Source organism: Cellulomonas sp. S1-8, assembly GCF_026184235.1.
Taxonomy (GTDB): domain Bacteria; phylum Actinomycetota; class Actinomycetes; order Actinomycetales; family Cellulomonadaceae; genus Cellulomonas.
In genome coordinates this window covers 1,353,260-1,376,382 of the sequence record NZ_CP110806.1, presented here as the reverse complement: position 1 = coordinate 1,376,382, position 23,123 = coordinate 1,353,260, and the positions used below count along the sequence as shown (strand labels likewise).

The 23,123-nt window shown below is 71.6% G+C and carries 10 protein-coding genes and 3 rRNA genes; 5 read left to right on the top strand and 8 right to left on the bottom strand.

What is annotated here, in order from left to right:
- Nucleotides 1-3: 3 nt before the first annotated feature.
- Together OKX07_RS06110 and OKX07_RS06105 are read right to left on the bottom strand one after the other, a co-directional pair.
- Entirely contained in the window at nt 4-1,254 is a 1,251-nt protein-coding gene (locus tag OKX07_RS06110; RefSeq protein ID WP_265630949.1) for an ROK family transcriptional regulator, read from the bottom strand.
- Nucleotides 1,255-1,344: 90 nt separating this feature from the next.
- Entirely contained in the window at nt 1,345-3,537 is a 2,193-nt protein-coding gene (locus OKX07_RS06105; RefSeq protein ID WP_265630948.1) for an alpha-galactosidase, read from the bottom strand.
- A gap of 153 nt (nt 3,538-3,690) precedes the next feature.
- On the opposite strand from OKX07_RS06105, the gene OKX07_RS06100 reads away from it, so the two are divergent.
- From OKX07_RS06100 to glgB, 3 genes are all read left to right on the top strand, one after another.
- On the top strand, nt 3,691-6,267 hold the full coding sequence (locus tag OKX07_RS06100; RefSeq protein WP_265630947.1) for a glycoside hydrolase family 2 protein: 2,577 nt from the start codon (nt 3,691-3,693) through the stop codon (nt 6,265-6,267).
- A gap of 65 nt (nt 6,268-6,332) precedes the next feature.
- On the top strand, nt 6,333-7,175 hold the full coding sequence (locus tag OKX07_RS06095) for a LacI family DNA-binding transcriptional regulator (RefSeq protein WP_265630946.1): 843 nt from the start codon (nt 6,333-6,335) through the stop codon (nt 7,173-7,175).
- 72 nt (nt 7,176-7,247) lie between these two features.
- On the top strand, nt 7,248-9,461 hold the full coding sequence (gene glgB / locus OKX07_RS06090) for a 1,4-alpha-glucan branching protein GlgB (protein ID WP_265630945.1): 2,214 nt from the start codon (nt 7,248-7,250) through the stop codon (nt 9,459-9,461).
- 294 nt (nt 9,462-9,755) lie between these two features.
- Here glgB and rrf read toward each other — a convergent pair.
- The 6 genes from rrf to OKX07_RS06060 all read right to left on the bottom strand — a co-directional run bounded on the left by rrf (nt 9,756) and on the right by OKX07_RS06060 (nt 20,028).
- A 5S ribosomal RNA gene (rrf, locus tag OKX07_RS06085) occupies nt 9,756-9,872 on the bottom strand.
- A 78-nt stretch (nt 9,873-9,950) separates the two neighbouring features.
- A 23S ribosomal RNA gene (locus OKX07_RS06080) occupies nt 9,951-13,060 on the bottom strand.
- Nucleotides 13,061-13,482: 422 nt separating this feature from the next.
- Nucleotides 13,483-15,001, bottom strand: a 16S ribosomal RNA gene (locus OKX07_RS06075).
- The 16S, 23S and 5S rRNA genes sit together here, the layout of an rRNA operon.
- 824 nt (nt 15,002-15,825) lie before the next feature.
- Nucleotides 15,826-16,758: a tetratricopeptide repeat protein gene (locus OKX07_RS06070; RefSeq protein ID WP_265630944.1), complete on the bottom strand. Its 933-nt coding sequence runs from the start codon at nt 16,756-16,758 to the stop codon at nt 15,826-15,828.
- A gap of 145 nt (nt 16,759-16,903) precedes the next feature.
- Nucleotides 16,904-17,968: a hypothetical protein gene (locus OKX07_RS06065; RefSeq protein ID WP_265630943.1), complete on the bottom strand. Its 1,065-nt coding sequence runs from the start codon at nt 17,966-17,968 to the stop codon at nt 16,904-16,906.
- Nucleotides 17,965-20,028: a hypothetical protein gene (locus OKX07_RS06060; RefSeq protein WP_265630942.1), complete on the bottom strand. Its 2,064-nt coding sequence runs from the start codon at nt 20,026-20,028 to the stop codon at nt 17,965-17,967. The genes OKX07_RS06065 and OKX07_RS06060 overlap by 4 nt, the downstream gene beginning before the upstream one ends.
- Before the next feature lie 341 nt (nt 20,029-20,369).
- Between OKX07_RS06060 and OKX07_RS06055 the strand changes: the two genes are divergently transcribed.
- Together OKX07_RS06055 and OKX07_RS06050 are read left to right on the top strand one after the other, a co-directional pair.
- Nucleotides 20,370-22,646 carry a hypothetical protein gene (locus OKX07_RS06055; protein ID WP_265630941.1) on the top strand — a complete coding sequence of 759 codons (2,277 nt, stop codon included), beginning with the start codon at nt 20,370-20,372 and terminating at the stop codon, nt 22,644-22,646.
- A 10-nt stretch (nt 22,647-22,656) separates the two neighbouring features.
- Nucleotides 22,657-23,103: a hypothetical protein gene (locus OKX07_RS06050; protein WP_265630940.1), complete on the top strand. Its 447-nt coding sequence runs from the start codon at nt 22,657-22,659 to the stop codon at nt 23,101-23,103.
- Nucleotides 23,104-23,123 lie beyond the last annotated feature (20 nt).

The following is a 23,123-nucleotide window of genomic DNA, read 5'->3' as shown; positions in this document are numbered from 1 at the left end:
CGCTCAGGCGACGCCCGACCCCGCCGGCATCTCGGTGAGGGTGTCCACGACCATCCGCATGCGGGCCTGCCGCGGCGCGAGCTCGGCCTGCAGCACGAGCGCGGCGCCCCCCACGGCGGCGGACTCCGACGCGTGCGACGAGATCGTCACCCGGACGTCGTGCGTCGCGCGGGCGAAGAACCCGGTGCGCAGCTGCTCCTGGACGATCGGCAGGTAGAGCGAGCCCGCGTGCGCGAACGACGCGCCGGTGAGCACCACGAGGTCGAGGTCGAGGATGTTGGCGAGCGCCTGGGCGGCGACGCCGAGGTAGCGGGCCGACTCCGCGAGGAGCCGCATCGGCACGTCCTCGCCGCGCGAGGCCGCCCGCGCGAGCGCGGCGAAGTCCTCGGTCACGTTGCGCCCGGGCAGTGCGATCCCGGCGGCGGTGGCGCGTGCGACGACGGCGGTCGGCCCGGCGAGCACCTCGACGCACCCGCGGCCGCCGCACCAGCAGCGCGGTCCGTCGACGTCGACGCAGACGTGGCCGATCTCGCCGGTGTTCGACGAGCGTCCGCGGTAGACGGTGCCGTCGACGATGATGCCGGCCCCGATACCGGTGGCCATGTACAGCGCGGCGCAGACGGCACCCGTGGGCACGCCGCCGGACCAGTACTCCCCCAGCGCGGACGCGGTGGCGTCGTTGTCGAGCAGCACGGGGAGCCCGACGGCGTCCTCGATGGCCTCGGCGAGGGGGAAGTCGGCCCAGTGCTGCATGACGGGCGGAGCCAGCGTCATGCCGGTGGACGTCGAGAGGGGTCCGGGTGAGACGACGCCGACGCCGAGCAGGCGGGCGGGGTCGACGCCGACGCGAGCGACCGTCGCGGAGATCTCGGCGGCGATGCGCGCCACGACGTCGCGCGGGTCGTCGGAGCCGGTGCCGGGACGACGCCAGCGGGCGACGACCTGCCCGCCGAGGTTCGCGATGACGTAGGTGATCCCGGCGTGGTCGAGGTGCACACCGACCGCGAACCGCGCGGCGGGGTCGAGCTGCAGCAGCATGCGCGGCTTGCCGCCGGTGGACTCCGCGCGGCCGGCCTCGACGACGAGCCCCTCGTCGATGAGCCGCCGCACGACGGTGGAGATGGTCGCGGCGGTGAGCCCGGTCGCGCGCGTGAGCTCGACGCGGCTGATCGTGCCGGCGGCGCGGATGACGTCGAGGATCGCGCTCCCGCTGCTGGTCGGTGCCGTGCCCGGTCCGGCTCCCCCTGCGTCCACTCCTGCTCCCGTCGACGATCGACCGCCGGGCGGCGGCGCGTCGAGCCTAACGACCGCCGCCCCGGTCGTCCGCCCGGGCGCCGCCGGCTCCTACCCGACCCTCGTGGCGCGCAGCAGCACGAGCCGCTCGGGCGACAGGTGCGGCGCGCGCACACCGAGGTGCTCGAGCACCCGGCCCGTGGCCCGGATGCCGTCCGGGCCCCACCACGGCGCCGGCCGCCCGTGCGACAGGACGTCGCCGGGCGCCTGCGGCCGCACGTGGTACGTCGCGTCCGGGAGCAGGCCCGGCAGCTGGACCGCGCCGGCCGGCATCTGCGCCGACGACGCGACGGCCGCGATCGCGAACAGCGCGTCCGCGCCGTCCTGCGCGACGACCCCGTGCACGTCGTAGGCGGGATCGACGACGTCGGCGTGCACGCTGACCCCGCTGTGCAGCAGGCCGCGCACCTCCTTGTACAGGGCGACCCAGGAGGCGAGCTCGGCGCGCTGCGCGTCGTCGGCCTCCCGCAGGTCCCACTCGATGCCGAGGTGGCCGAACAGCGCGGTGCCGGCCCGGAACCCGAGCGAGGCGCTGCGCCCGGTGCTGTGCGCCGACCCCGACCCGATGTGCGAGCCGATGAGCTCGAGCGGGATCAGCAGGTTGGTCCACGGCTGGATGGACCGGCGCTCGAGCGCGTCGATGCAGTCCGACGCCCACACCCGGTCGGTGCGCTGCAGGATCTCCAGGTCGATGCGTGCGCCGCCCGACGAGCACGACTCGATCTCGACCCGGGGGTGCCGCTCCCGCAGCGCGTCGAGCAGGCGGTACACGGCGTGCGTCTGCCCGTGGACGCCGGGGACGCCGTCGGGGCCGTGCCCGGCGTCGACGAGGTCGCGGTTGTGGTCCCACTTGAGGTAGGCGATGTCGTGCTCGGTCAGCAGGGCGTCGAGCCGTCCGAGGATGTGCTCGAACGCGTCCGGCCGCGCGAGGTCGAGCACCTGCTGGTGGCGCGACGGCCGGGGCAGCCGGTCGGGCAGCCGCAGCATCCAGTCGGGGTGCGCGCGCGCCAGGTCGGAGTCGGGGTTGATCATCTCGGGCTCGACCCACAGGCCGAACTGCAGGCCGAGGCCCGTGACGTGCTCGATCAGGGGGTGCAGGCCGTCGGGCCACACCTCGTCGGACACGTACCAGTCCCCGAGCCCGCGGGTGTCGTCGCGACGGGACCCGAACCAGCCGTCGTCGAGCACGAAGCGCTCGGCGCCCACGGCGGCTGCCGCGTCCGCCAGCTCGACGAGCCGCGCCAGGTCGTGGTGGAAGTACACGGCCTCCCAGGTGTTCAGCGTGACGGGCCGGGGTGTGCTCGGGTGCTGCGGCCGGGCGCGCAGCCACGCGTGGAACCGGCCGGCGAGCTCGTCGAGCCCCCGCGCGCCGTACGACCCGTAGACCCACGGGCTCGTGTACGACTCCCCGGACGCGAGACGCACCTCACCGGCGAGCAGCAGCTCACCGCCGCCGAGCAGGCCGGCGTGGTAGTGGGACCGCTCGGCCAGGCTGCGGTGGTTGCCCGACCACGCGACGTGCCACCCCCACGCCTCGCCGCGGCGGTGGGCGAGGTCGTCGGTGCCGGCGACCATCACGTACGGGGAGTCGAACCCGGTGCGCCCCCGCCGGGTCTCCCGCAGCCGGGTGCCGTGCGTGAAGGCGGTGCGCATCGGGTCGCGCTCGCGACCCCAGTGGCCGCCCAGGTCGAGCAGGGTCGTGGCCCGCGCCGGGACCGGCAGGGTGAGCAGCAGCCCGCCGACGTCGTAGCCGTCCTCGCCCGTGTTGGTGAGGGTCGCGCGCTGCCGCACGAGGCCCTGGGGCGTGAGCTCGAGGACCAGCTCGAGTGCGAGACCTGCCGCCGTGTCCGCGGCGGGGACGACGAGCACCGCACCGCCGTCCGCGGTGCGCGTGAGGGACGCGGCACCGGCGACGAAGGCGGGCGACCACGCGCGACCGGCCCGCGAGCCGGTGAGGCCCGGTGTGCCGAGCCAGCCGTCGGCGTGGCTGGGCAGGACAGACGGCACGACGTCCCCGTCGACGGGGAACCCGATCGGCGTGGGCCGCGCGGCGAGGTGCAGGTCCGCGAGCGCAGCGGCGTCGAGCTCCCCCAGGTCGGCGCCCCAGTGCAGCACGCGGGGCAGGCCCGTCAGGTCGAGGACGAGGCTCACCCCGGCGGCACGCAGGTGGAGCAGGCCCTCCGGTTCCTGGCTCGTCGGGCGGGTCGTCGGGTCGGTCGTCGCGTCGTCGGGACGTCGGGTCATTCCGCACACCTCCGTGGTGGGTCGGCACCAGCGCCGACCCGTTGACTCACTTCGTTCAGTTGCCTAACAATGGGCCCGGCTCCTCCGGTCGGCCACGGCCTTCCCGCGCAACGACGCGCAGATCGGGGCCGCGGACCCAGGAGCACCACGCACATGATCCACGACCCTCTCGACGACGGCTGGACGCTGACCGCGGCAGCCGACACCCTGCCCCCTGACCTGCCGCGTCCCCTCGCCGACACGCTCCGCACCGGCCTGCGCGTCCGCGTCCCCGGCACCAGCCACACCCACCTGCTCGACGCGGGCCTCGTCCCGGACCCGTACCTCGACCGCAACGAGGAGCAGCTCGCCTGGATGCGCCGCGTCGACTGGGCGTACGAGCGGACGCTGGGCGCCGCACCGGCAGGGCCGGGCGAGCGCGTCGACCTCGTGCTCGAGGGCGTCGACACCGTCGCCGACGTCCTCCTCGACGGCGTGGTCCTGGCCCGCACGGCGAACCAGCACCGCACCTACCGCGTCGACCTGCGCGACCACCTGCGTCCCGGCGCGCAGGTGCTGCGCGTCGCGCTCACCTCCGCCCTCACCTACGCCGAGGCCGAGGCCGCACGGCTCGGCCCCCGCCCTGCGGCCTACCCCCAGCCGTTCAACATGGTGCGCAAGATGGCGTGCTCGTTCGGCTGGGACTGGGGGCCGGACCTGCAGACCGCCGGGCTGTGGCGTCCGGTGCGGCTCGAACGGTGGCGCGCCGCACGTCTCGCGTCCGTGCGGCCGCTCGTCACCGTCCAGCCCGACGGCACGGGGGTCGTGCGGGTCGTGGTCGAGATCGAGCGCTCTGGCCTGGCCGGCGGCGACGGACGGCTCGTCGTGACGGCGCGCGTCGCGGGCGCCGACGCCGTCGTCGAGGTCGCGTCCGGGGCCACGGCCGCCACCGTGCGGCTCGAGGTGCCGCACGCGCCCCTGTGGTGGCCCGTCGGCCACGGCGCGCAGCCGCTGCACGACCTGCGGGTCGAGCTGCGCGCGGCCGACCCTGCCGCACCGGCCGGACCTCGCGGCACCGGACCCGTGCTGGGCACGTGGTCGCGCCGGATCGGCTTCCGCTCGGTCGAGCTCGACACCGCGCCCGACGACCACGGGTCCGCGTTCACCCTGCGCGTCAACGGCCGCCCCCTGTTCGTGCGCGGCGCCAACTGGATCCCCGACGACCACCTGCTGACCCGCCTCACCCGCGGGCGGCTCGCCGAGCGGCTCGACCAGGCGCTCGGCGCGCACCTCAACCTCCTGCGGGTGTGGGGTGGCGGCCGCTACGAGTCCGAGGACTTCTACGAGCTGTGCGACGAGCGCGGCCTGCTCGTCTGGCAGGACTTCCTGCTCGCGTGTGCCGCGTACCCCGAGGAGTCCCCCCTGTGGGAGGAGATCGAGGCCGAGGCCCGCGAGCACGTCGCGCGCCTGACGCCGCACCCGTCCCTCGTGCTGTGGAACGGCGGCAACGAGAACCTGTGGGGCTTCCGCGACTGGGGGTGGGAGGCCGAGCTCGAGGGCCGCACCTGGGGTCGTCGGTACGCGACCGAGCTGCTGCCCACGATCGTCGCCGAGCTCGACCCCACGCGCCCGTACCTCGCGAACAGCCCGGCGTCCCCGAACCTGGACCTGCACGACGTCCACCCCAACGACCTCGGCCACGGCACCCACCACCAGTGGGACGTGTGGAACCGCATCGACTACACCGCGTACCGCGACGAGGTCCCCCGGTTCTGCTCGGAGTTCGGCTTCCAGGGTCCGCCGACGTGGACGACGCTGCAACGCGCGGTCCGCGCGGAGGACGGCACCGTCGCACGCAAGGAGCACCCGACGTTCCTGCTGCACCAGAAGGCCGAGGACGGGAACCGCAAGCTGGACCGCGGCATGGCACCGCACCTGGGCGTCCCGCACGACTTCATTGACTGGCTGTGGGCGGCGCAGCTCAACCAGGCGCGCGCCGTGCGGTTCGCGATCGAGCACTACCGCTCGTGGTGGCCGACCACCGCCGGGGCGATCGTGTGGCAGCTCAACGACTGCTGGCCGGTCACCTCCTGGGCCGCGATCGACGGCGACGGCCGGCCCAAGCCGTCGTGGTGGGCCATGCGGGCGGCGTTCGCCGAGCGCATGGTGACCGTCCAGCCGCGCGACGGGCGTGAGGTGCTGGTCGTCGTCAACGACACCCCCACCCTGTGGAAGGCCACGGCGGTGCTCGAACGCCAGACGCTCGACGGGCACGTCCTCGCCCGCGCGGAGCGGCCGCTGACGGTCGGCGCATGGTCGGTGGGCACCTTCCCCGTCGCAGCGGCGCTGCGGACACCGGACGACCCGACGCGCGAGGTGCTCGTCGTGACCCTCGACCGCCGCCGCGCGGTGCACACCTGGCTCGAGGACGTCGACCTGGCGCTCGACCCCGCACCGTTCGACGCGCGCGTGCACCCGGTCCAGGACGGGTACGAGGTCGTGGTCACGGCGCGCGCGCTGGTGCGCGACCTCACGCTCCTGGTCGACCGGCTCGACCCCGACGCGACCGTCGACGACGCGCTGGTCACGCTGCCCGCGGGCACCCGTGCGACCTTCCGGGTCCGCACGTCCGCGACGCTCGACGCCGCCGTGCTCACCACGGCACCCGTGCTGCGCAGCGCCAACGACGTCGTCGTGACGCGCCGCGTGCCGGACGAGCCCCGCCCGGTCACCCACGTCGCCGGGGCGTGACGGATGCGTCCGTGCACGTCAGCGCGGACGACGGGGCGCCGGGACCGGCCGGTACGCTGACCGCCGTGGGCGCTGACGCGATCGGACTGGTGCTGGCACGCCCGGCGCGGATGCTCGGGATCGAACCGTTCTTCATGGAGCTCATCGGCGGCATCGAGGAGACGCTGTCGTCGGACGACCGCTCGCTGCTCCTGCACGTGGTCCCCGACCACCCGGCGGAGATCGCCGCGTACCGCCGCTGGGGGCAGGGCCACCTGGTCGACGCGGTCGTGCTCGTCAACCTCGTCGTCGACGACCCGCGCCTGGCCGTGCTGGGCGAGCTCGCGATCCCCACGGTCGTCGTCGGGGGCCCCGACCGGTCGCTGCCGCGCGTCGCGCACGTCTGGATCGACAACGGGCAGGCGATGCGCGACGCGGTCGGCTACCTCGTCGACCTGGGCCACGAGACGATCGGCCGCGTCTCCGGGCCGGCCGCCCTCGCCCACACACGCTCCCGCACCGACGCGTTCCTCTCCGAGTGCGCCGCCCGCGGCGCGCGGGGCGTCGTCGTCGAGGGTGACTACGGCGAGGCGTCGGGGACGCGGGCGTCGCGGACCCTGCTCGGCCGCAACGACCCGCCGTCTGCGCTCGTGTTCGACAACGACGTCATGGCCGTCGCGGGCCTCGGCGTCGCGAACGAGCTCGGCCTGACGGTCCCCGGCGACGTCTCGCTGCTCGCGTGGGACGACTCGCCGCTGTGCCGCCTGTCGCACCCACCCCTCAGCGCCATGAGCCTCGACGTTCACGCCATGGGGGTGCAGGTCGCGGACGCCGCCCTCAACCTGCTGGCGTCGGGACGCCCGACGACGTCGACGGCACCGCTCCCCCGCCTCGTCGCCCGCGGCAGCACGGCGCGCCGGCCGCGCTGAGCAGCCGGGCAGCGGCGAGACCCACATGCGCGACCACCTGCAGCAAGGCCGTGAGGGTGGTTGGGTAGGGGCATGACTGCGGCCGCACCGTCCCCCGTGCCCGTCGACCTCGACACGCTTCGCGCGGTCGCGGCGGGCGCGTACTACGACCCCCACGCCGTGCTCGGCCCCCACGTCGGTGACGGCACGGTGACCGTCCGCACGTTGCGCCCGCTCGCGGACCGTGTCGTGGTCGTCACCGCGGACGCCTCGTTCGAGGCGCAGCACGAGGTCGACGGCATCTGGTACGCGCTGCTGCCGGGGACCGCCGTCCCGGACTACCGCGTCGAGGTCGCGTACTCCAGCTGGTCGACCGTGGTCGACGACCCGTACCGCTTCCTCCCGACCGTGCAGGAGCTGGACCGGCACCTGGTGCGGGAGGGCCGTCACGAGCAGCTGTGGCAGGTGCTCGGGGCGAACATCCGCATCTATCCGGGGCAGCTCGGCGAGGTGCGGGGGACGTCGTTCGCGGTGTGGGCCCCCAACGCGCGCGCGGTGCGCGTCATCGGCGACTTCAACCACTGGCAGGGCGCGACGCACGCCATGCGCTCGCTCGGCGACTCGGGCATCTGGGAGCTCTACGCCCCGGGCGTCGACGCCGGCGCCCGGTACAAGTTCGAGATCCTCGGCGCGGACGGGTCGTGGCGCCAGAAGGCGGACCCGCTCGCCAAGGGCACGGAGATCCCGCCCGCGACGGCGTCCGTGGTCGTCGAGTCCAGCTACGACTGGTCCGACGGTGGCTGGATGACCGCCCGCGCGGAGCGGGACCCGCACGCGGGACCGATGAGCACGTACGAGGTGCACCTGGGGTCGTGGCGGCAGGGCCTGTCGTACCGCGACCTGGCGCACCAGCTCACGGAGTACGTGCTGGACCTGGGCTTCACGCACGTGGAGCTCCTGCCCGTCGCGGAGCACCCGTTCGGCGGGTCGTGGGGGTACCAGGTCTCGTCGTACTTCGCACCGACGTCCCGGTTCGGCCACCCCGACGACTTCCGCTACCTGGTCGACTGCCTGCACCGCGCCGGCATCGGCGTGCTCGTCGACTGGGTCCCGGCGCACTTCCCCAAGGACGAGTGGGCGCTGGCGCAGTTCGACGGCACGGCCCTCTACGAGCATCCCGACCCGCTGCTGGGCGAGCACCCCGACTGGGGGACGTACGTCTTCAACTTCGGTCGCCCGGAGGTGCGCAACTTCCTCGTCGCCAACGCCACGTACTGGCTCGAGGAGTTCCACATCGACGGCCTGCGGGTCGACGCCGTCGCCTCGATGCTCTACCTCGACTACTCGCGGCAGCCCGGCCAGTGGCGCCCCAACGAGTACGGCGGTCGCGAGAACCTGGAGGCCATCTCGTTCTTGCAGGAGGCGAACGCGACGGCGTACCGGCGCACCCCGGGGATCATGATGATCGCCGAGGAGTCGACGGCATGGCCGGGCGTGACAGCGCCGACCTCCGCCCAGGGCCTCGGCTTCGGCCTGAAGTGGAACATGGGCTGGATGAACGACACCCTGCGCTACCTGCGCGAGGAGCCGATCAACCGCCGGTACCACCACCACGAGATCACGTTCTCGATGGTGTACGCGTACTCCGAGCACTTCGTGCTGCCGATCAGCCATGACGAGGTCGTGCACGGCAAGGGCTCGTTGTACGGCCGCATGCCGGGCGACCACTGGCAGAAGCTCGCGGGTGTCCGCGCGCTGCTCGCGTACCAGTGGACCCATCCCGGCAAGCAGCTGCTGTTCATGGGCCAGGAGATGGCGCAGCAGGGCGAGTGGGCGGAGGCGCGGTCGCTGGACTGGTTCCTGCTCGACGACCCCGCCCACCGTGGGGTGCAGCACGCACTGCGGGACCTCAACGCCGTCTACCGCGCGACGCCCGCGCTCTGGGAGCTCGACCACACCCCCGCCGGTTTCGGCTGGCTGGCGTCGGACGAGGCAGGCCTCAACCTCCTGGCGTACGTCCGGTACGGCGCCGACGGCACGCCACCCGCGGTCGTGGTCGTCAACTTCGCGGGAGTTCCGCACGAGGCGTGGCGCCTCCCGCTGCCCCAGGGGGGCACGTGGCGCGAGGCCTTCAACTCCGATTCCGAGGCCTACGGCGGTTCCGGCGTGGGCAACCTCGGCACCATCCAGGCCGAGCCCGTCGCGCACTACGACCGGCCGTGGTCGGCCTCGATCCGCGTTCCCCCGCTGGGAGCTGTCGTCTTCGTCGCCGACGACCAGGAACCCGGCAGCCCGCCGGAGCTGTAGGGGCGCATCGACCGGTGCGACGCCCGCCCTTCCACGGCCCCACGGCCGGCATGCACGATCGCCGCCCGTGGGGCTTCGTGCATGTCGGAGCCGCCGCAGCACTGATCAACGAGGTGCGCGCAAGGGGCCTGCTGCGCTGACGCGACGCGTCCTCCGAGGGGACGTCGTCCGAGCCTGCAGGCGCCGGCCGCCAGGCAGCGCGGCCGCGTCACGTCACGGCGTCACGGCACGGCACGGCGATCGTGGAAACACGAAAGGCCCACCCCGTGAGGGGTGGGCCTTTCGTGAATGATTGTCCGGCGGCGTCCTACTCTCCCACACCCTGGCGGGTGCAGTACCATCGGCGCTGAAGGGCTTAGCTTCCGGGTTCGGAATGGGACCGGGCGTTTCCCCTTCGCTATGACCGCCGTAACGCTGTCGAGTTGCCAAACGGGTATGAGCCGTTGGTTTCTCGGGAACCGCACAGTGGACGCGTAGCAATGAATGATGTTAGTCAAGTTGTCGGCTTATTAGTACCGGTCAGCTGCGGCAGTCTTTCGTCCTGCCTTCCACGTCCGGCCTATCTACCCAGTGGTCTAGCTGGGAGCCTCTCACCCCGAAGGGCGTGGAAACCTCATCTTGAAGCAGGCTTCCCGCTTAGATGCTTTCAGCGGTTATCCCTTCCGAACGTAGCCAACCAGCCGTGCTCCTGGCGGAACAACTGGCACACCAGAGGTTCGTCCGTCCCGGTCCTCTCGTACTAGGGACAGCCCTTCTCAAGTTTCCTGCGCGCGCAGCGGATAGGGACCGAACTGTCTCACGACGTTCTAAACCCAGCTCGCGTACCGCTTTAATGGGCGAACAGCCCAACCCTTGGGACCTACTCCAGCCCCAGGATGCGACGAGCCGACATCGAGGTGCCAAACCATGCCGTCGATATGGACTCTTGGGCAAGATCAGCCTGTTATCCCCGGGGTACCTTTTATCCGTTGAGCGACGGCGCTTCCACAAGCCACCGCCGGATCACTAGTTCCGACTTTCGTCCCTGCTCGACCTGTCAGTCTCACAGTCAAGCTCCCTTGTGCACTTGCACTCGCCACCTGATTGCCAACCAGGCTGAGGGAACCTTTGAGCGCCTCCGTTACATTTTAGGAGGCAACCGCCCCAGTTAAACTACCCACCAGGCACTGTCCCTGATCCGGATTACGGACCGAGGTTAGATATCCAGAGCGACCAGAGTGGTATTTCAACGTTGACTCCACCGACACTGGCGTGCCGGCTTCACAGTCTCCCACCTATCCTACACAAGCCGCACCGAACACCAATACCAAGCTATAGTAAAGGTCCCGGGGTCTTTCCGTCCTGCTGCGCGTAACGAGCATCTTTACTCGTAGTGCAATTTCGCCGAGTTCGCGGTTGAGACAGCGGAGAAGTCGTTACGCCATTCGTGCAGGTCGGAACTTACCCGACAAGGAATTTCGCTACCTTAGGATGGTTATAGTTACCACCGCCGTTTACTGGGGCTTAAATTCTGAGCTTCGCACTTGCGTGCTGACCCGTCCTCTTAACCTTCCAGCACCGGGCAGGCGTCAGTCCGTATACATCGTCTTGCGACTTCGCACGGACCTGTGTTTTTAGTAAACAGTCGCTTCTCCCTGGTCTCTGCGGCCCTCCACGCTTCCCCGGGCATGCCGGTTCACGCTTGAGGCCCCCCTTCTCCCGAAGTTACGGGGGCATTTTGCCGAGTTCCTTAACCACGATTCTCTCGATCGCCTTGGTATTCTCTACCTGACCACCTGAGTCGGTTTGGGGTACGGGCGGCTAGAACCTCGCGTCGAGGCTTTTCTTGGCAGCATAGGATCACCCATTTCCCGCATACACGGTACCTGTCGGCTCTCAGGCTTCACGAGGTGCGGATTTGCCTACACCTCACCCTACGACCTTAGACGTGGACTACCATCGCCACGCTGGGCTACCTTCCTGCGTCACCCCTGTTAATACGCTTACCTACTACCGGTTCGGGTCCCGTGCTCCCCTGCCTCGGTGTCCCGAAGGACGATGAGACAGGCTCGGACGGTTAGCATCACCGGGCTCGGTATGGGCGGTCCTTCGCCGGTACGGGAATATCAACCCGTTGTCCATCGACTACGCCTGTCGGCCTCGCCTTAGGTCCCGACTTACCCAGGGCGGATTAGCCTGGCCCTGGAACCCTTGGTCATTCGGCGGACGGGTTTCTCACCCGTCATTCGCTACTCATGCCTGCATTCTCACTCGTGCCGGCTCCACCGCTGGGTCACCCCGCGGCTTCACTGCCGGCACGACGCTCCCCTACCCATCCACACGACTGAACCACGAAGGCTTGTCACGAGTGTGAATGCCACAGCTTCGGCGGTGTGCTTGAGCCCCGCTACATTGTCGGCGCGGAATCACTTGACCAGTGAGCTATTACGCACTCTTTTAAGGGTGGCTGCTTCTAAGCCAACCTCCTGGTTGTCTGTGCAACTCCACATCCTTTCCCACTTAGCACACGCTTAGGGGCCTTAGCTGGTGGTCTGGGCTGTTTCCCTCTCGACTACGGAGCTTATCCCCCGCAGTCTCACTGCCACGCTCTGGCTTACCGGCATTCGGAGTTTGGCTAACGTCAGTAACCTGGTGGGGCCCATCGGCTATCCAGTAGCTCTACCTCCGGCAAGAAACGCGTGACGCTGCACCTAAATGCATTTCGGGGAGAACCAGCTATCACGAAGTTTGATTGGCCTTTCACCCCTAACCACAGGTCATCCCCCAGGTTTTCAACCCTGGTGGGTTCGGGCCTCCACGCGGTCTTACCCGCGCTTCACCCTGCCCATGGCTAGATCACTTCGCTTCGGGTCTAGAGCACGCGACTACGGTCGCCCTATTCGGACTCGCTTTCGCTACGGCTTCCCCACACGGGTTAACCTCGCCACGTACCACTAACTCGCAGGCTCATTCTTCAAAAGGCACGCCGTCACCCCTGCTAGGGAGGCTCCGACGGATTGTATGCACACGGTTTCAGGTACTATTTCACTCCCCTCCCGGGGTACTTTTCACCTTTCCCTCACGGTACTTGTCCGCTATCGGTCACCAGGTAGTATTTAGGCTTACACAGTGGTCTGTGCGGATTCACTCCGGGTTTCTCGGGCCCGGAGCTACTTGGGATCCCCTTCGGGAGGCCGCGTCATTTCGTCTACGGGGGTAACACCCTCTGTGCCGGGCCTTTCAAGACCCTTCGACTATAACGCGGCTTTCTGACTCCCTGCGAAGGCGGCAGCCCTCACTGAAAGGTCCCACAACCCCGAACGCGCAACGCCTGCCGGCTATCACACGCGCTCGGTTTGGCCTGATCCGCTTTCGCTCGCCACTACTCACGGAATATCTCTTCCTGCCGGTACTGAGATGTTTCACTTCCCGGCGTTCCCTCCACGCACCCTATATATTCAGGTGCGGGTCACACGACATGACTCGTGCGGGGTTTCCCCATTCGGAAATCCTCGGATCACGGTTCGTTTGCCAACTCCCCGAGGCTTATCGCAGGCTACTACGTCCTTCTTCGGCTCCTGGTGCCAAGGCATCCACCCTGTGCACTTATAAACTTGACCACATAGATCATTCAAAGATGCTCGCGTCCACTGTGCAGTTCTCAAGCAACCACCGGTCACCACCTGATGTCCCAGCGCCTACCAGCTCACAGTGCAAGGTGCCCACCCCCCCGAAGGAAGACGGACACCCGGCCATGAGCCGGCGGTTCGACCGGACCAGACGATCCCGACCAAGGCAACACCCCAACAGGGCTGTTCCCTCAGGACCCAACAGCGTGCCAAGCCGACCCGAACCTCACCGATGACCTTCCGTTCCCTCCCCACAGCAAGCTGCGGGCGTACTAGGAGCCACCGACTCGACGAGCCGACCAGTAGTCGATGTTCCACCCGTGAGCACCACCCCCACACATGCGGCGGGGGCGTGGGCCTGGACACCGCAAGCCACCCCATGACAGGACGACCCGGTGCCAGATGCTCCTTAGAAAGGAGGTGATCCAGCCGCACCTTCCGGTACGGCTACCTTGTTACGACTTAGTCCTAATCGCCAGTCCCACCTTCGACGACTCCCCCCAAAAGGTTGGGCCATCGGCTTCGGGTGTTACCGACTTTCATGACTTGACGGGCGGTGTGTACAAGGCCCGGGAACGTATTCACCGCAGCGTTGCTGATCTGCGATTACTAGCGACTCCGACTTCATGGGGTCGAGTTGCAGACCCCAATCCGAACTGAGACCGGCTTTTGGGATTCGCTCCACCTCGCGGTATCGCAGCCCTTTGTACCGGCCATTGTAGCATGCGTGAAGCCCAAGACATAAGGGGCATGATGATTTGACGTCATCCCCACCTTCCTCCGAGTTGACCCCGGCAGTCTCCCATGAGTCCCCGGCATAACCCGCTGGCAACATGGGACGAGGGTTGCGCTCGTTGCGGGACTTAACCCAACATCTCACGACACGAGCTGACGACAACCATGCACCACCTGTACACCGACCTTGCGGGGAGCACATCTCTGCACTTTTCCGGTGTATGTCAAGCCTTGGTAAGGTTCTTCGCGTTGCATCGAATTAATCCGCATGCTCCGCCGCTTGTGCGGGCCCCCGTCAATTTCTTTGAGTTTTAGCCTTGCGGCCGTACTCCCCAGGCGGGGCACTTAATGCGTTTGCTGCGGCACGGAATCCGTGGAATGGACCCCACACCTAGTGCCCAACGTTTACGGCATGGACTACCAGGGTATCTAATCCTGTTCGCTCCCCATGCTTTCGCTCCTCAGCGTCAGTTGCGGCCCAGTGACCTGCCTTCGCCATCGGTGTTCCTCCTGATATCTGCGCATTCCACCGCTACACCAGGAATTCCAGTCACCCCTACCGCACTCTAGTCTGCCCGTACCCACTGCAAGCCCCAGGTTGAGCCTGAGGTTTTCACAGCAGACGTGACAAACCGCCTACGAGCTCTTTACGCCCAATAATTCCGGACAACGCTTGCGCCCTACGTATTACCGCGGCTGCTGGCACGTAGTTAGCCGGCGCTTCTTCTGCAGGTACCGTCACTTTCGCTTCTTCCCTGCTGAAAGCGGTTTACAACCCGAAGGCCGTCATCCCGCACGCGGCGTCGCTGCATCAGGCTTGCGCCCATTGTGCAATATTCCCCACTGCTGCCTCCCGTAGGAGTCTGGGCCGTGTCTCAGTCCCAGTGTGGCCGGTCGCCCTCTCAGGCCGGCTACCCGTCGTCGCCTTGGTGGGCCTTTACCCCACCAACAAGCTGATAGGCCGCGAGCCCATCCTCCACCGATAAATCTTTCCAGACGCTACAGATGCCTGTGCGTCTCATATCCGGTATTAGACCTCGTTTCCAAGGCTTATCCCAGAGTGAAGGGTAGGTTGCTCACGTGTTACTCACCCGTTCGCCACTGATCAGACCAGCAAGCTGGTCGTCACCGTTCGACTTGCATGTGTTAAGCACGCCGCCAGCGTTCGTCCTGAGCCAGAATCAAACTCTCCGTAAATGTCAAACAGCCACCCACCGACCAAAGCCGACAAGCAACAGACACAACAAAGAACCCCAAGATTGGGGCATCAATCTGGCATCATCCCAGACCAGACCCACGGGGTGGACCTGACCTGAGCTCGACACCAAAAATATGGCATCGACTACTTGGCACACTGTTGAGTTCTCAAGGAACAGACGCGCATCCATCCTGGCCTTTCGACCCGGTGTGGAGGCAACCGTTCTAACTTAGCCGATCTGCGGCTCCCGGTCAACTTCGCCTCTGTGGCTCGGTTGTCGCGTTCACCTGGGTACATGGACCCGGTCGGCTCCGTCCGCACCTGCCCCGGAGGGCTGCTGCGGCTGGATGACCGTACCTGATCCGTGGACCCGGTCCGCACCACCCCCGAAGGGCTGCTGCGGCTGGAGCAACGTACCTGATCCGCGCGGCACCTGTTCGGTGCCTCGGCGATCCGGTCGCGCCCTCCCCCGGCACCACTGAGCACGACGAAGGACGCCGTTCAGAGTGCTGTGGGGTGCCGTCCCGGGGGACCGACCATCGAGCTGAGCTCGGTGTCCGTTCCTCCCTGCCGGGCGGCCGGGAGTACGTTACGCAGCGCCGGCCCCCGGCGCAAGTCCCCTGTCGCACCGCGCCCGGAACCGGTCCGCAAATGCCCCGGAACAGGCCTGCGACGTGCGGCTTCAGGCGGGGGCGGTCCGTTGACCGACTCGTCGATCGTCGACAGCCTCGCTCCGCCGGCCTGCCGTCCGACGGGCCAGCTTGTCGGTCCTGCTCGTCGGTCCTGCCCGCCGCCCGCCGGTCCTGCCTGGCGGGCCTGCGCGTCAGTACAGCGCGGACGTGAGTGCGCGGCGCGCCGCGACGACACGGGGGTCGTCCGTCCCGAGCAGCTCGAACAGGTCCACCAGACGCAGCCGGACCCGCTCGCGCTCGTCGCCGGCCGTCCGCCGGACGAGCTCCACGAGCCGGTCGAAGGCGTCCTCGACGGCGCCGCCGAACACGTCGACGTCCGCGACCGCGAGCTGCGCGTCGACGTCGTCGGGTCGGGCCGCGGCTTCCTCCCGCACGGCGCGTAGGTCGATCCCCGCCGTCCGCTCCATCAGGCCGACCTGCGCCAGCCCGGCCCGCGCCATCACGTCCCGGGGGTTCTCCCGCAGGGCCTGGTCGTAGGCCGCGCGCGCCGCCGGGAGGTCGTCGCTCTCGATCGCGTCGTACGCCGCCTGGTGCAGCGGGGGCAGCGCAGGCTCGGGCGGCACCTCGGGCGCCGGTCCTGCCGCCACCCTCCCGGTCACACCGTTCGCCTGGGCGGCGGCGAGCAGCTGGTCGAGCAGCGCGCGGACCTGCTCCCGCGGGTACGCGCCCTGGAACAGCGGCACCGGCTGCCCGCCGAGCACCGCCACGACCGTCGGCACCGACTGCGCCTGGAACGCTGCCGCGACCTGCGGGTTGGCCTCCGCGTCGATGCGTGCCAGCAACCACGCGCCCGCGTCCTCCTCGGCGATCGCGGCGAGGTCGCCGGCGACCTGCTGGCTCACCTCGCTCCACGGCGCCCACAGCACGACGACGACCGGGTGCTGCGCCGACGACTGCACGACGTCGGCGAACGTCGACTGGTCGACGTCCCGCACGTAGGTCGCGGGCGTCGGCAGCCCCCCGGGACTGCCCGGGGGCGGCGTGGCGGGACGGGCCAGCGCCGACAGGTCGACGGCTCCGCGCGCGTCGAGCCGGGGGCGGGGCTGCTGCGACGGCTGCGACATCACGGGCTCCTCGGGTACGTCGTGGTCGGGCGGGTCGGGACGTGACCGCGTGAGGCGCGGGCGGCACGTGCGGTGTCCGGGAGCGATTGTCCCCTGTGCGCGACAGTCGTCGTCCGCGGCGTCCACCGCGGTGCTGCGAGCATCGTCACTGCACGACGGCGGACGTCACGGACTGCTCGCCCGCGAGCACCTGCACCTGGGCCCCGCTGTCGGCCGGCGGCACGTACATCACGACGACCCCGGTGAAGATCCGCGTCAGGCTGGTGCCCGCGGTGGTGGCCCCGCCGGCGAGCGCCGAGTAGAAGGGTTCGACCGTGATGCTGCCGCCCGCGGCGGAGAGCGTCACGGTGGACGTCGTCGAGATCTCGCTGACGACGACGGCACCGCCGTCGACCGTCCCGAGCGTGACGATCGGCTCGGGGGCTGCCGTATAGGTCTGGGAGAGCGTCGCCGCGTCGGCCAGCTGCCCGACGACCCCGGCACGCTCGGACTCGATCGCGGTCCGGAACGCGTCCGGCGCGAAGGACGCGGCGTGGGGCGAGGCGTCGCCGTTCCCGAGCACGTCGGCGTACTGCACGACGGCGTCGAGGGGCGTCGTGAGGAGGCCGGCGGCGTCAGGCGGCAGCGTGGGGCTGCCCTCCTCCGGTGCGGCGGTCGCGGGCATCTGGACCGACGGCAGGAGCCGCGCCCAACCCCACAGGCGGTACGGGTCGCGCGGTGTGGCCTGCCGCAGCACCAGCACCCGCGGGGCCTGCAGGTCGTCCGGCTGCTCCGTGACGACGAGCTGGGTCCGGGGCCACGTGTCCGTCTCGGGGACGAGCAGGGCCTGCTCGTCGAACGGCAGGACCGTCGGGGGGCGCGCGCCGCCGGTCGTGACGTTGCGGATGTACTCGGCGGTGCGGGTGGTGAGCGCGGGGCCCTCGAGGCGCGCGGGCAGGCCGGCCGGGTCGTTGCCCGCGTCCCCGGCGGCCACCACGTCCGCGACGGCGCCGAGCACGCGCTGGGCCTGCGCGACCGAGACGACCGGCGGGGCCACCGCGGGCACCGGCTCGGGTGCGGCCGTCGGCAGCGGGGTACCGCACCCACCGAGGACCAGGAGCGGGAGGACGGCGAGGGCGACCGCCGCGGCGCGGCGGCGCCGCGGAGCCCCCGGCCGGGTGGCGGAGGGGCCGTGCCCCGTGTCGGTCGTCGTCGTGCCGGCCCGCGTCATCGTCCCTCCTCGGTGCTCGTGTCGTCGTCGGTCCCTGCCAGGCCCCAGGCGCGCCGCCAGGCGTCGGCGCGTGACCCGGCCGACTGCTCCGACGGCGTCGCCGCCCCGGCGCGAGGTCCGGAGGGCACGGGCGTGTCCCGCAGCCAGGCCGGCCGTGGGGGGTCCGCGGGGGCAGGTGGTCCGGTGGGCGACGACGGTGCGGCGGGTGTCGGCCACCGCGTCGCGGGGGGCGGGGACGGAGGTGCGCCGCGATCCGGACCGGGGCCGCTCGCGGGTCGCGACGGTCCCCCTGCCCGCGGTGCGTCGGGGCCGGACGACCGGCCGGCGACCGCACCCGGCGCGGGGGGCACGGGTGCCCACCCGGGCCTGGCCGTGCGAGACGCGCCGGCGGCCGTGGCGGTGTCAGGACCTGCTCCGCCAGGACCTGCTGCGCCCGGACCTGCTGCGCCGGGACGAGCCGTGCGGGGGTCCGCCACGGTCGGACGTGCCGACGACGGTGGCGGCACGGGTCCCGGTGCGTACCGGTCCGAGGCCGCCCCGGGGGCGGGCACCGGACCGCGCGCGGCGGCGCGAGCGGCCGACGGCGGACCTGCTGCGGTGTCCGCGGGCCCGGCCCCGAGCCACGCCGGCCTGCCGTGCGGGGGGCCGTCGGTCGGGCCCGTCGAGGCGGCACCCGGCCGTCCGGCGGGAGCGCCCGCGCGGGAGTCCGGCGACGGGGCCCAGCCGGTCGGGCCAGGACCTGCGCCCGCCCGCCCCGGTCCGACGGGGGCCGGACCGACCGGGGCCGGAGCGTCAGGTGCCGGGGAGCCGGGACCGGCCGGCGTCGCGCCCCACGGGGACGTGCCGGAACCGGTCGACCACCGCGGGGCGGCGGCCGGCTGCGCGCCGGGGACGGGCGCCCCGGGGACGGTCCCGGGCCGACGGGACGGGTCCGGGCCGTGGGCGGGGTCGGTCGCGACGGACGGCGGGCGGTTCGCCCGGGCGCCGGCCTGCCCGGCGGGGACCGGAGCGCGATCGGGTGCGTGGTCGGGTGCGCCGACGGGCGGGACGGCACGTGCGCCCGCGCCGACGGGTGCCGGCGCCTCGCGCGCCGGGTGCCGGCGCGTCGGGTCCGGGGGCGTCGGGTCCGGGGGCGTCGAGGAGTCGTCGCGCGGGGCGCGCACGCCGGAGTCGGTCACGGCGCCCAACGCCGTCAGCTCCCGCAGCTGGCGCCGGGTGAGCTGCACCGGTGCGCCGTCCGCGCCGACCACGGGCAGGGGGCCCGTGAGGACGGGGGTCCAGTCGGTGTCCGTGCCCCGGCGTCGGCGCCGGGCGTCCCGCAGGAGGAGGGCGCCGGCCGCGAGCACGAGCAGGCTGCCCACCGTGACGCAGGGCCACAGCCACGGCGTCGTGACGACCTGGGGCCAGGCGAGCGACAGGCGCGGCGGCTCCTGCCCGGTGCTCGCCGCGAGGACGCTCCAGCGACCCGGCTGAGCGGTCCAGGTGATCTCCGCCTCGCCGTCACCCGTCGCCTCGACGACCCACATGTCGGAGCCGGTCGGGTCCGGCACGGCGGCGGGCTCGACGTCCGCCTGCCCGGCGGCGTCGCCCTCCGGGGCGACCTCACCCTCGGGGGCCACCTCACCGTCGGGAGCGACCTCACCCTCCGGAGCGACCTCACCCTCGGGGGCGACCTCACCTTCCGGGACCACCTCACCCTCGGGGGCGACCTCGTCCTGCGGTGCCGTGGTGGGCGTCGGTGCGGCGACGTCCTCGGCGGCCAGGTCGTGCCAGCCGGCCAGGCCCGTGACGCGCTGGTGCGCGTCGGTCCCGACCCAGCCCACGACGTCGGTGTCGCGGCCGATCGCCAGCACCACCGGGCCGTCGGCCTCGACCCGCACCGTCACCTCGGTCGCCGCAAGCTCCAGCACCCCGGGATCCGTGACGACGAGGTGCTCCCGCGCCTGCAGGTCCGCGACGAGCACGTCGTCGGCACGCCAGAGGGTCGCCGAGGCGACCCCGAGGGCGATGACGACCACGCCCAGGAGCCCGATGACGGCGACGACGAGTCGCTTGCGCACGCACAGTCCTCTCAGCCGACGAACGACCCAGGATAGGCAGACGGGCCGCGACGGGCCGAACCGGGACGGGTCGCGGGCCGTGATCGGCACGCCACCTCCACGCGTCGGCCACGCCCGCACGACCGGATCGGACGTTACGGGACGAACCGGGCACGCGCTCAGTGCGGGACTCCTCGAACCGCCCGCCGCGGGCACGCGCCGGTCCTTCCGGGCGCCGCCCGCAGGGCGAACACCCCTGGTCACGGCCGCCTCGCCGCGTATCCTGACGACGGGGCACCGGCCCGTCGAGGAGGACCTCGGCCACCGCCGCCCGCCGGGCCCCTCTCCCAGGAGGATCACCCGTGCCCGAAGCCCGGAACCCGTTCCCCGTCGTCAACTTCCGTGGCTACGACCGCGACGCGGTCGACGAGACCATCGGCTCGCTCGAGAAGGCCCTGGCCGACGCTCGCTCGCAGGTCGAGGCCCTCGACTCCGAGAAGCTGCAGGTCGCGGGTGAGCTGTCCGAGGCGCACCGCCAGCTGCGGGAGGCGGACCGGCCCACGTACGCCGGGCTGGGGTCGCGCATCGAGCAGCTGCTGCGCTCGGCCGAGGAGCAGTCGTCCGACGTCATGACGCAGGCGAACGCCCAGGCCGCCGACGCGCTCGCCCGCGCCAAGCTCGCCTCCGGGCAGCTGCGGGCCCGCGCGGAGAACGAGGTGGCCGAGCTGCTCGCGACCGCGCGCCGCGAGGCGGACGAGGTCCGGACCACCGCGGCGGCGGAGACCGAGAGCTCGCTGGCGGCGGCGCAGCGGCGCGCCGAGGAGCTGGTGGGATCGGCGGAGCGGGAGGCGGCCCGCATCGGCAGCGCGGTCGCGACCGAGGAGAGCGACCGTCGCACGTCCCTGGAGCGCGAGCTGGGCACGCTGCGCGCGCGGGTCGAGCACGAGGCGACGCAGCTGCGCATCGCGACCGAGCGGACGGCGACCGAGCTGCGCAGCCGCACCGAGGCCGAGACGACGGCCCTGCGCGAGGAGACGGAGCGCTACGCGCAGGACCTGCGCCAGAACGCCGACCAGGACACCACCGAGCTGCGCCAGCGCGTCGAGGCCGAGGTCGCGGCGCTGCGCGACGACGCCGAGCGGTACGCGGCGCGCATGCGGTCCGACGTCAACGCCGAGGTCGCCGCCTGGCGGCAGGCGGCTGCCGAGGAGACGACGGCCCTGCGGGCCGGGGCGGCCGAGTACGCCGACGCGACCCGCGCGGCCGCCGACCGCGACGCCGCCGCGCTGCAGCAGCGCATCACCGCCGAGGTGGCGGCCCTGCGGACCGAGGCCGAGCAGTACGCCGCCTCCGTGCGTGCGACCGCCGAGCGCGAGGCCGGCGAGCTGCGCGCCACGACGTCCGACGAGATCGCCCGCGCACGTGCCGAGGCCGAGGACGCCGTCGCGACGCTGCGCACGGAGTCGGAGCAGTACGCCGCCTCGCTGCGCGCGCTGGCCGAGCGCGAGACGACCGAGCAGCGCGAGCGCACGGGCTACGAGGTGGCGCACCTGCGCGAGACCGCGGAGCGCGAGACGGACGAGCTGCGGGCGACCACGGACCGCGACACGGCCGGCGCCCGCTCCGCCGCCGACCGCGAGACCACCGAGCTCCGCGAGCGCACCCGCCTGGAGATCGACCGGCTGCAGATCGAGGCGCGACGGGCGATCTCCGAGGCGACGACGCAGGCCCGCACGCGCGCCGACGACCTGGTGCACCGCGCCGAGCAGCAGCTCGCCGACGCCGAGCTCGCGATCGCCGCGCAGCACGAGGCCGCCGAGCGGCACGACGCCGACCGGCACGACGCCGCGCGCGGCGAGACCGAGCGGCTCGTCGCGGACGCCGAGGCGCACGCGTCGGAGGCCGAGGAGCGCGTCGCGAAGGCGCTCGCGCACGCCGAGAAGGTGCGCACCGACGCCGAGAAGCAGGCCGCCGACCTGCTCGCGAACGCACGTCGCAACGCCGACCGCGTGGTCGCCGAGGCGCGCGAGCACGCCGAGAAGCAGATCACGGACGCGATGACCGAGTCCGAGCGCGAGCGCGTCACGGCGACCCGCCAGGTCGAGGACCTGTACCGCCAGCGGGAGTCGATCACGTCCTACCTCGACGAGCTGCGGCACCTGCTGGGGTCCAACCCCGACCGTGCGGCGATCGAGAAGGCCGCGAAGATCGAGGAGCAGTTCGTCAAGGAGCAGGAGAAGGCGCAGGCGCACGGCACCGCCGGCACCGCCGGCACCGCCGGTGCCGTGCCCGAGCCGGCGACGTCCGAGCGGGCGGAGCCCGAGCTGCAGTCCGAGCCGTCGCAGTCCGAGCCGCAGCAGTCCGAGCCGTCGCAGTCCGAGTCGCCGCAGTCCGCCCCGCAGGGCTCCGGGTCGAGCGACGCGCACGACGCCGCGCCGACGGGCGACGCGGCGAGCACGGGCGACGGTCCCGCGCGCCCGTCTCGGCCGGTCCGGCCGGCGCGCACGTCCAAGGCGCGGCCCGCACCGGTCTCGGCGGCCGTCCCGGTCGTGCCGTCCCCGGCGGTGCGCGACCAGCAGGACGGCGGCGCGGTCCGCGCGGACGGCTCCGCGCAGGACGCGGCGTCGGGCTCGCGCTGAGCGGCGTCCCGTGAGCACCGAGCAGCCGGTCGACCCGACGGACCCCGCGGCGCAGTGGCGGGCGCAGCGCCGCGAGGCGGCCGCCGCGCACGCCGCGGCGCTGGCCGGCCGGCAGCGGGCGGAGTCGACGCGGGCGCGCGCGCTCATCGCGCAGTTCGTGGCCGACGCCCGCGCCGGGTCGGTCGCGCCCGTGCGGCTGCACGTGCGGTCCTACGACGGTCGCGCGCGCTACCGCACACCGCTGGAGGGCTGGTACCTGCGGCGTGACGAGACCGTCGGCGTCGACACCGCCGGCGAGTTCTACGTGCTGACCGCGCCGCCGAGCCTGGTCGCGCGGTTCCGCGGCGTTCGGCCCGAGCCGCAGGATCCGCCGCTGGTCATCGGCGCGGGCGGCAAGGACGGGGAGTCGATCGACCTGCCCGACGCGCTCGCACGGGTGCTCGCGGGCGGCGACTAGCCAGCCGTCGGCCCCACCAC

Coding starts and splice junctions, on each gene's coding strand:
- OKX07_RS06105 (WP_265630948.1), bottom strand. CDS start 3,537: ATGACCCGACGTCCCGACGACGCGACGACCGACCCGACGACCCGCCCG.
- OKX07_RS06100 (WP_265630947.1), top strand. CDS start 3,691: ATGATCCACGACCCTCTCGACGACGGCTGGACGCTGACCGCGGCAGCC.
- glgB (WP_265630945.1), top strand. CDS start 7,248: ATGACTGCGGCCGCACCGTCCCCCGTGCCCGTCGACCTCGACACGCTT.
- OKX07_RS06070 (WP_265630944.1), bottom strand. CDS start 16,758: ATGTCGCAGCCGTCGCAGCAGCCCCGCCCCCGGCTCGACGCGCGCGGA.
- OKX07_RS06065 (WP_265630943.1), bottom strand. CDS start 17,968: ATGACGCGGGCCGGCACGACGACGACCGACACGGGGCACGGCCCCTCC.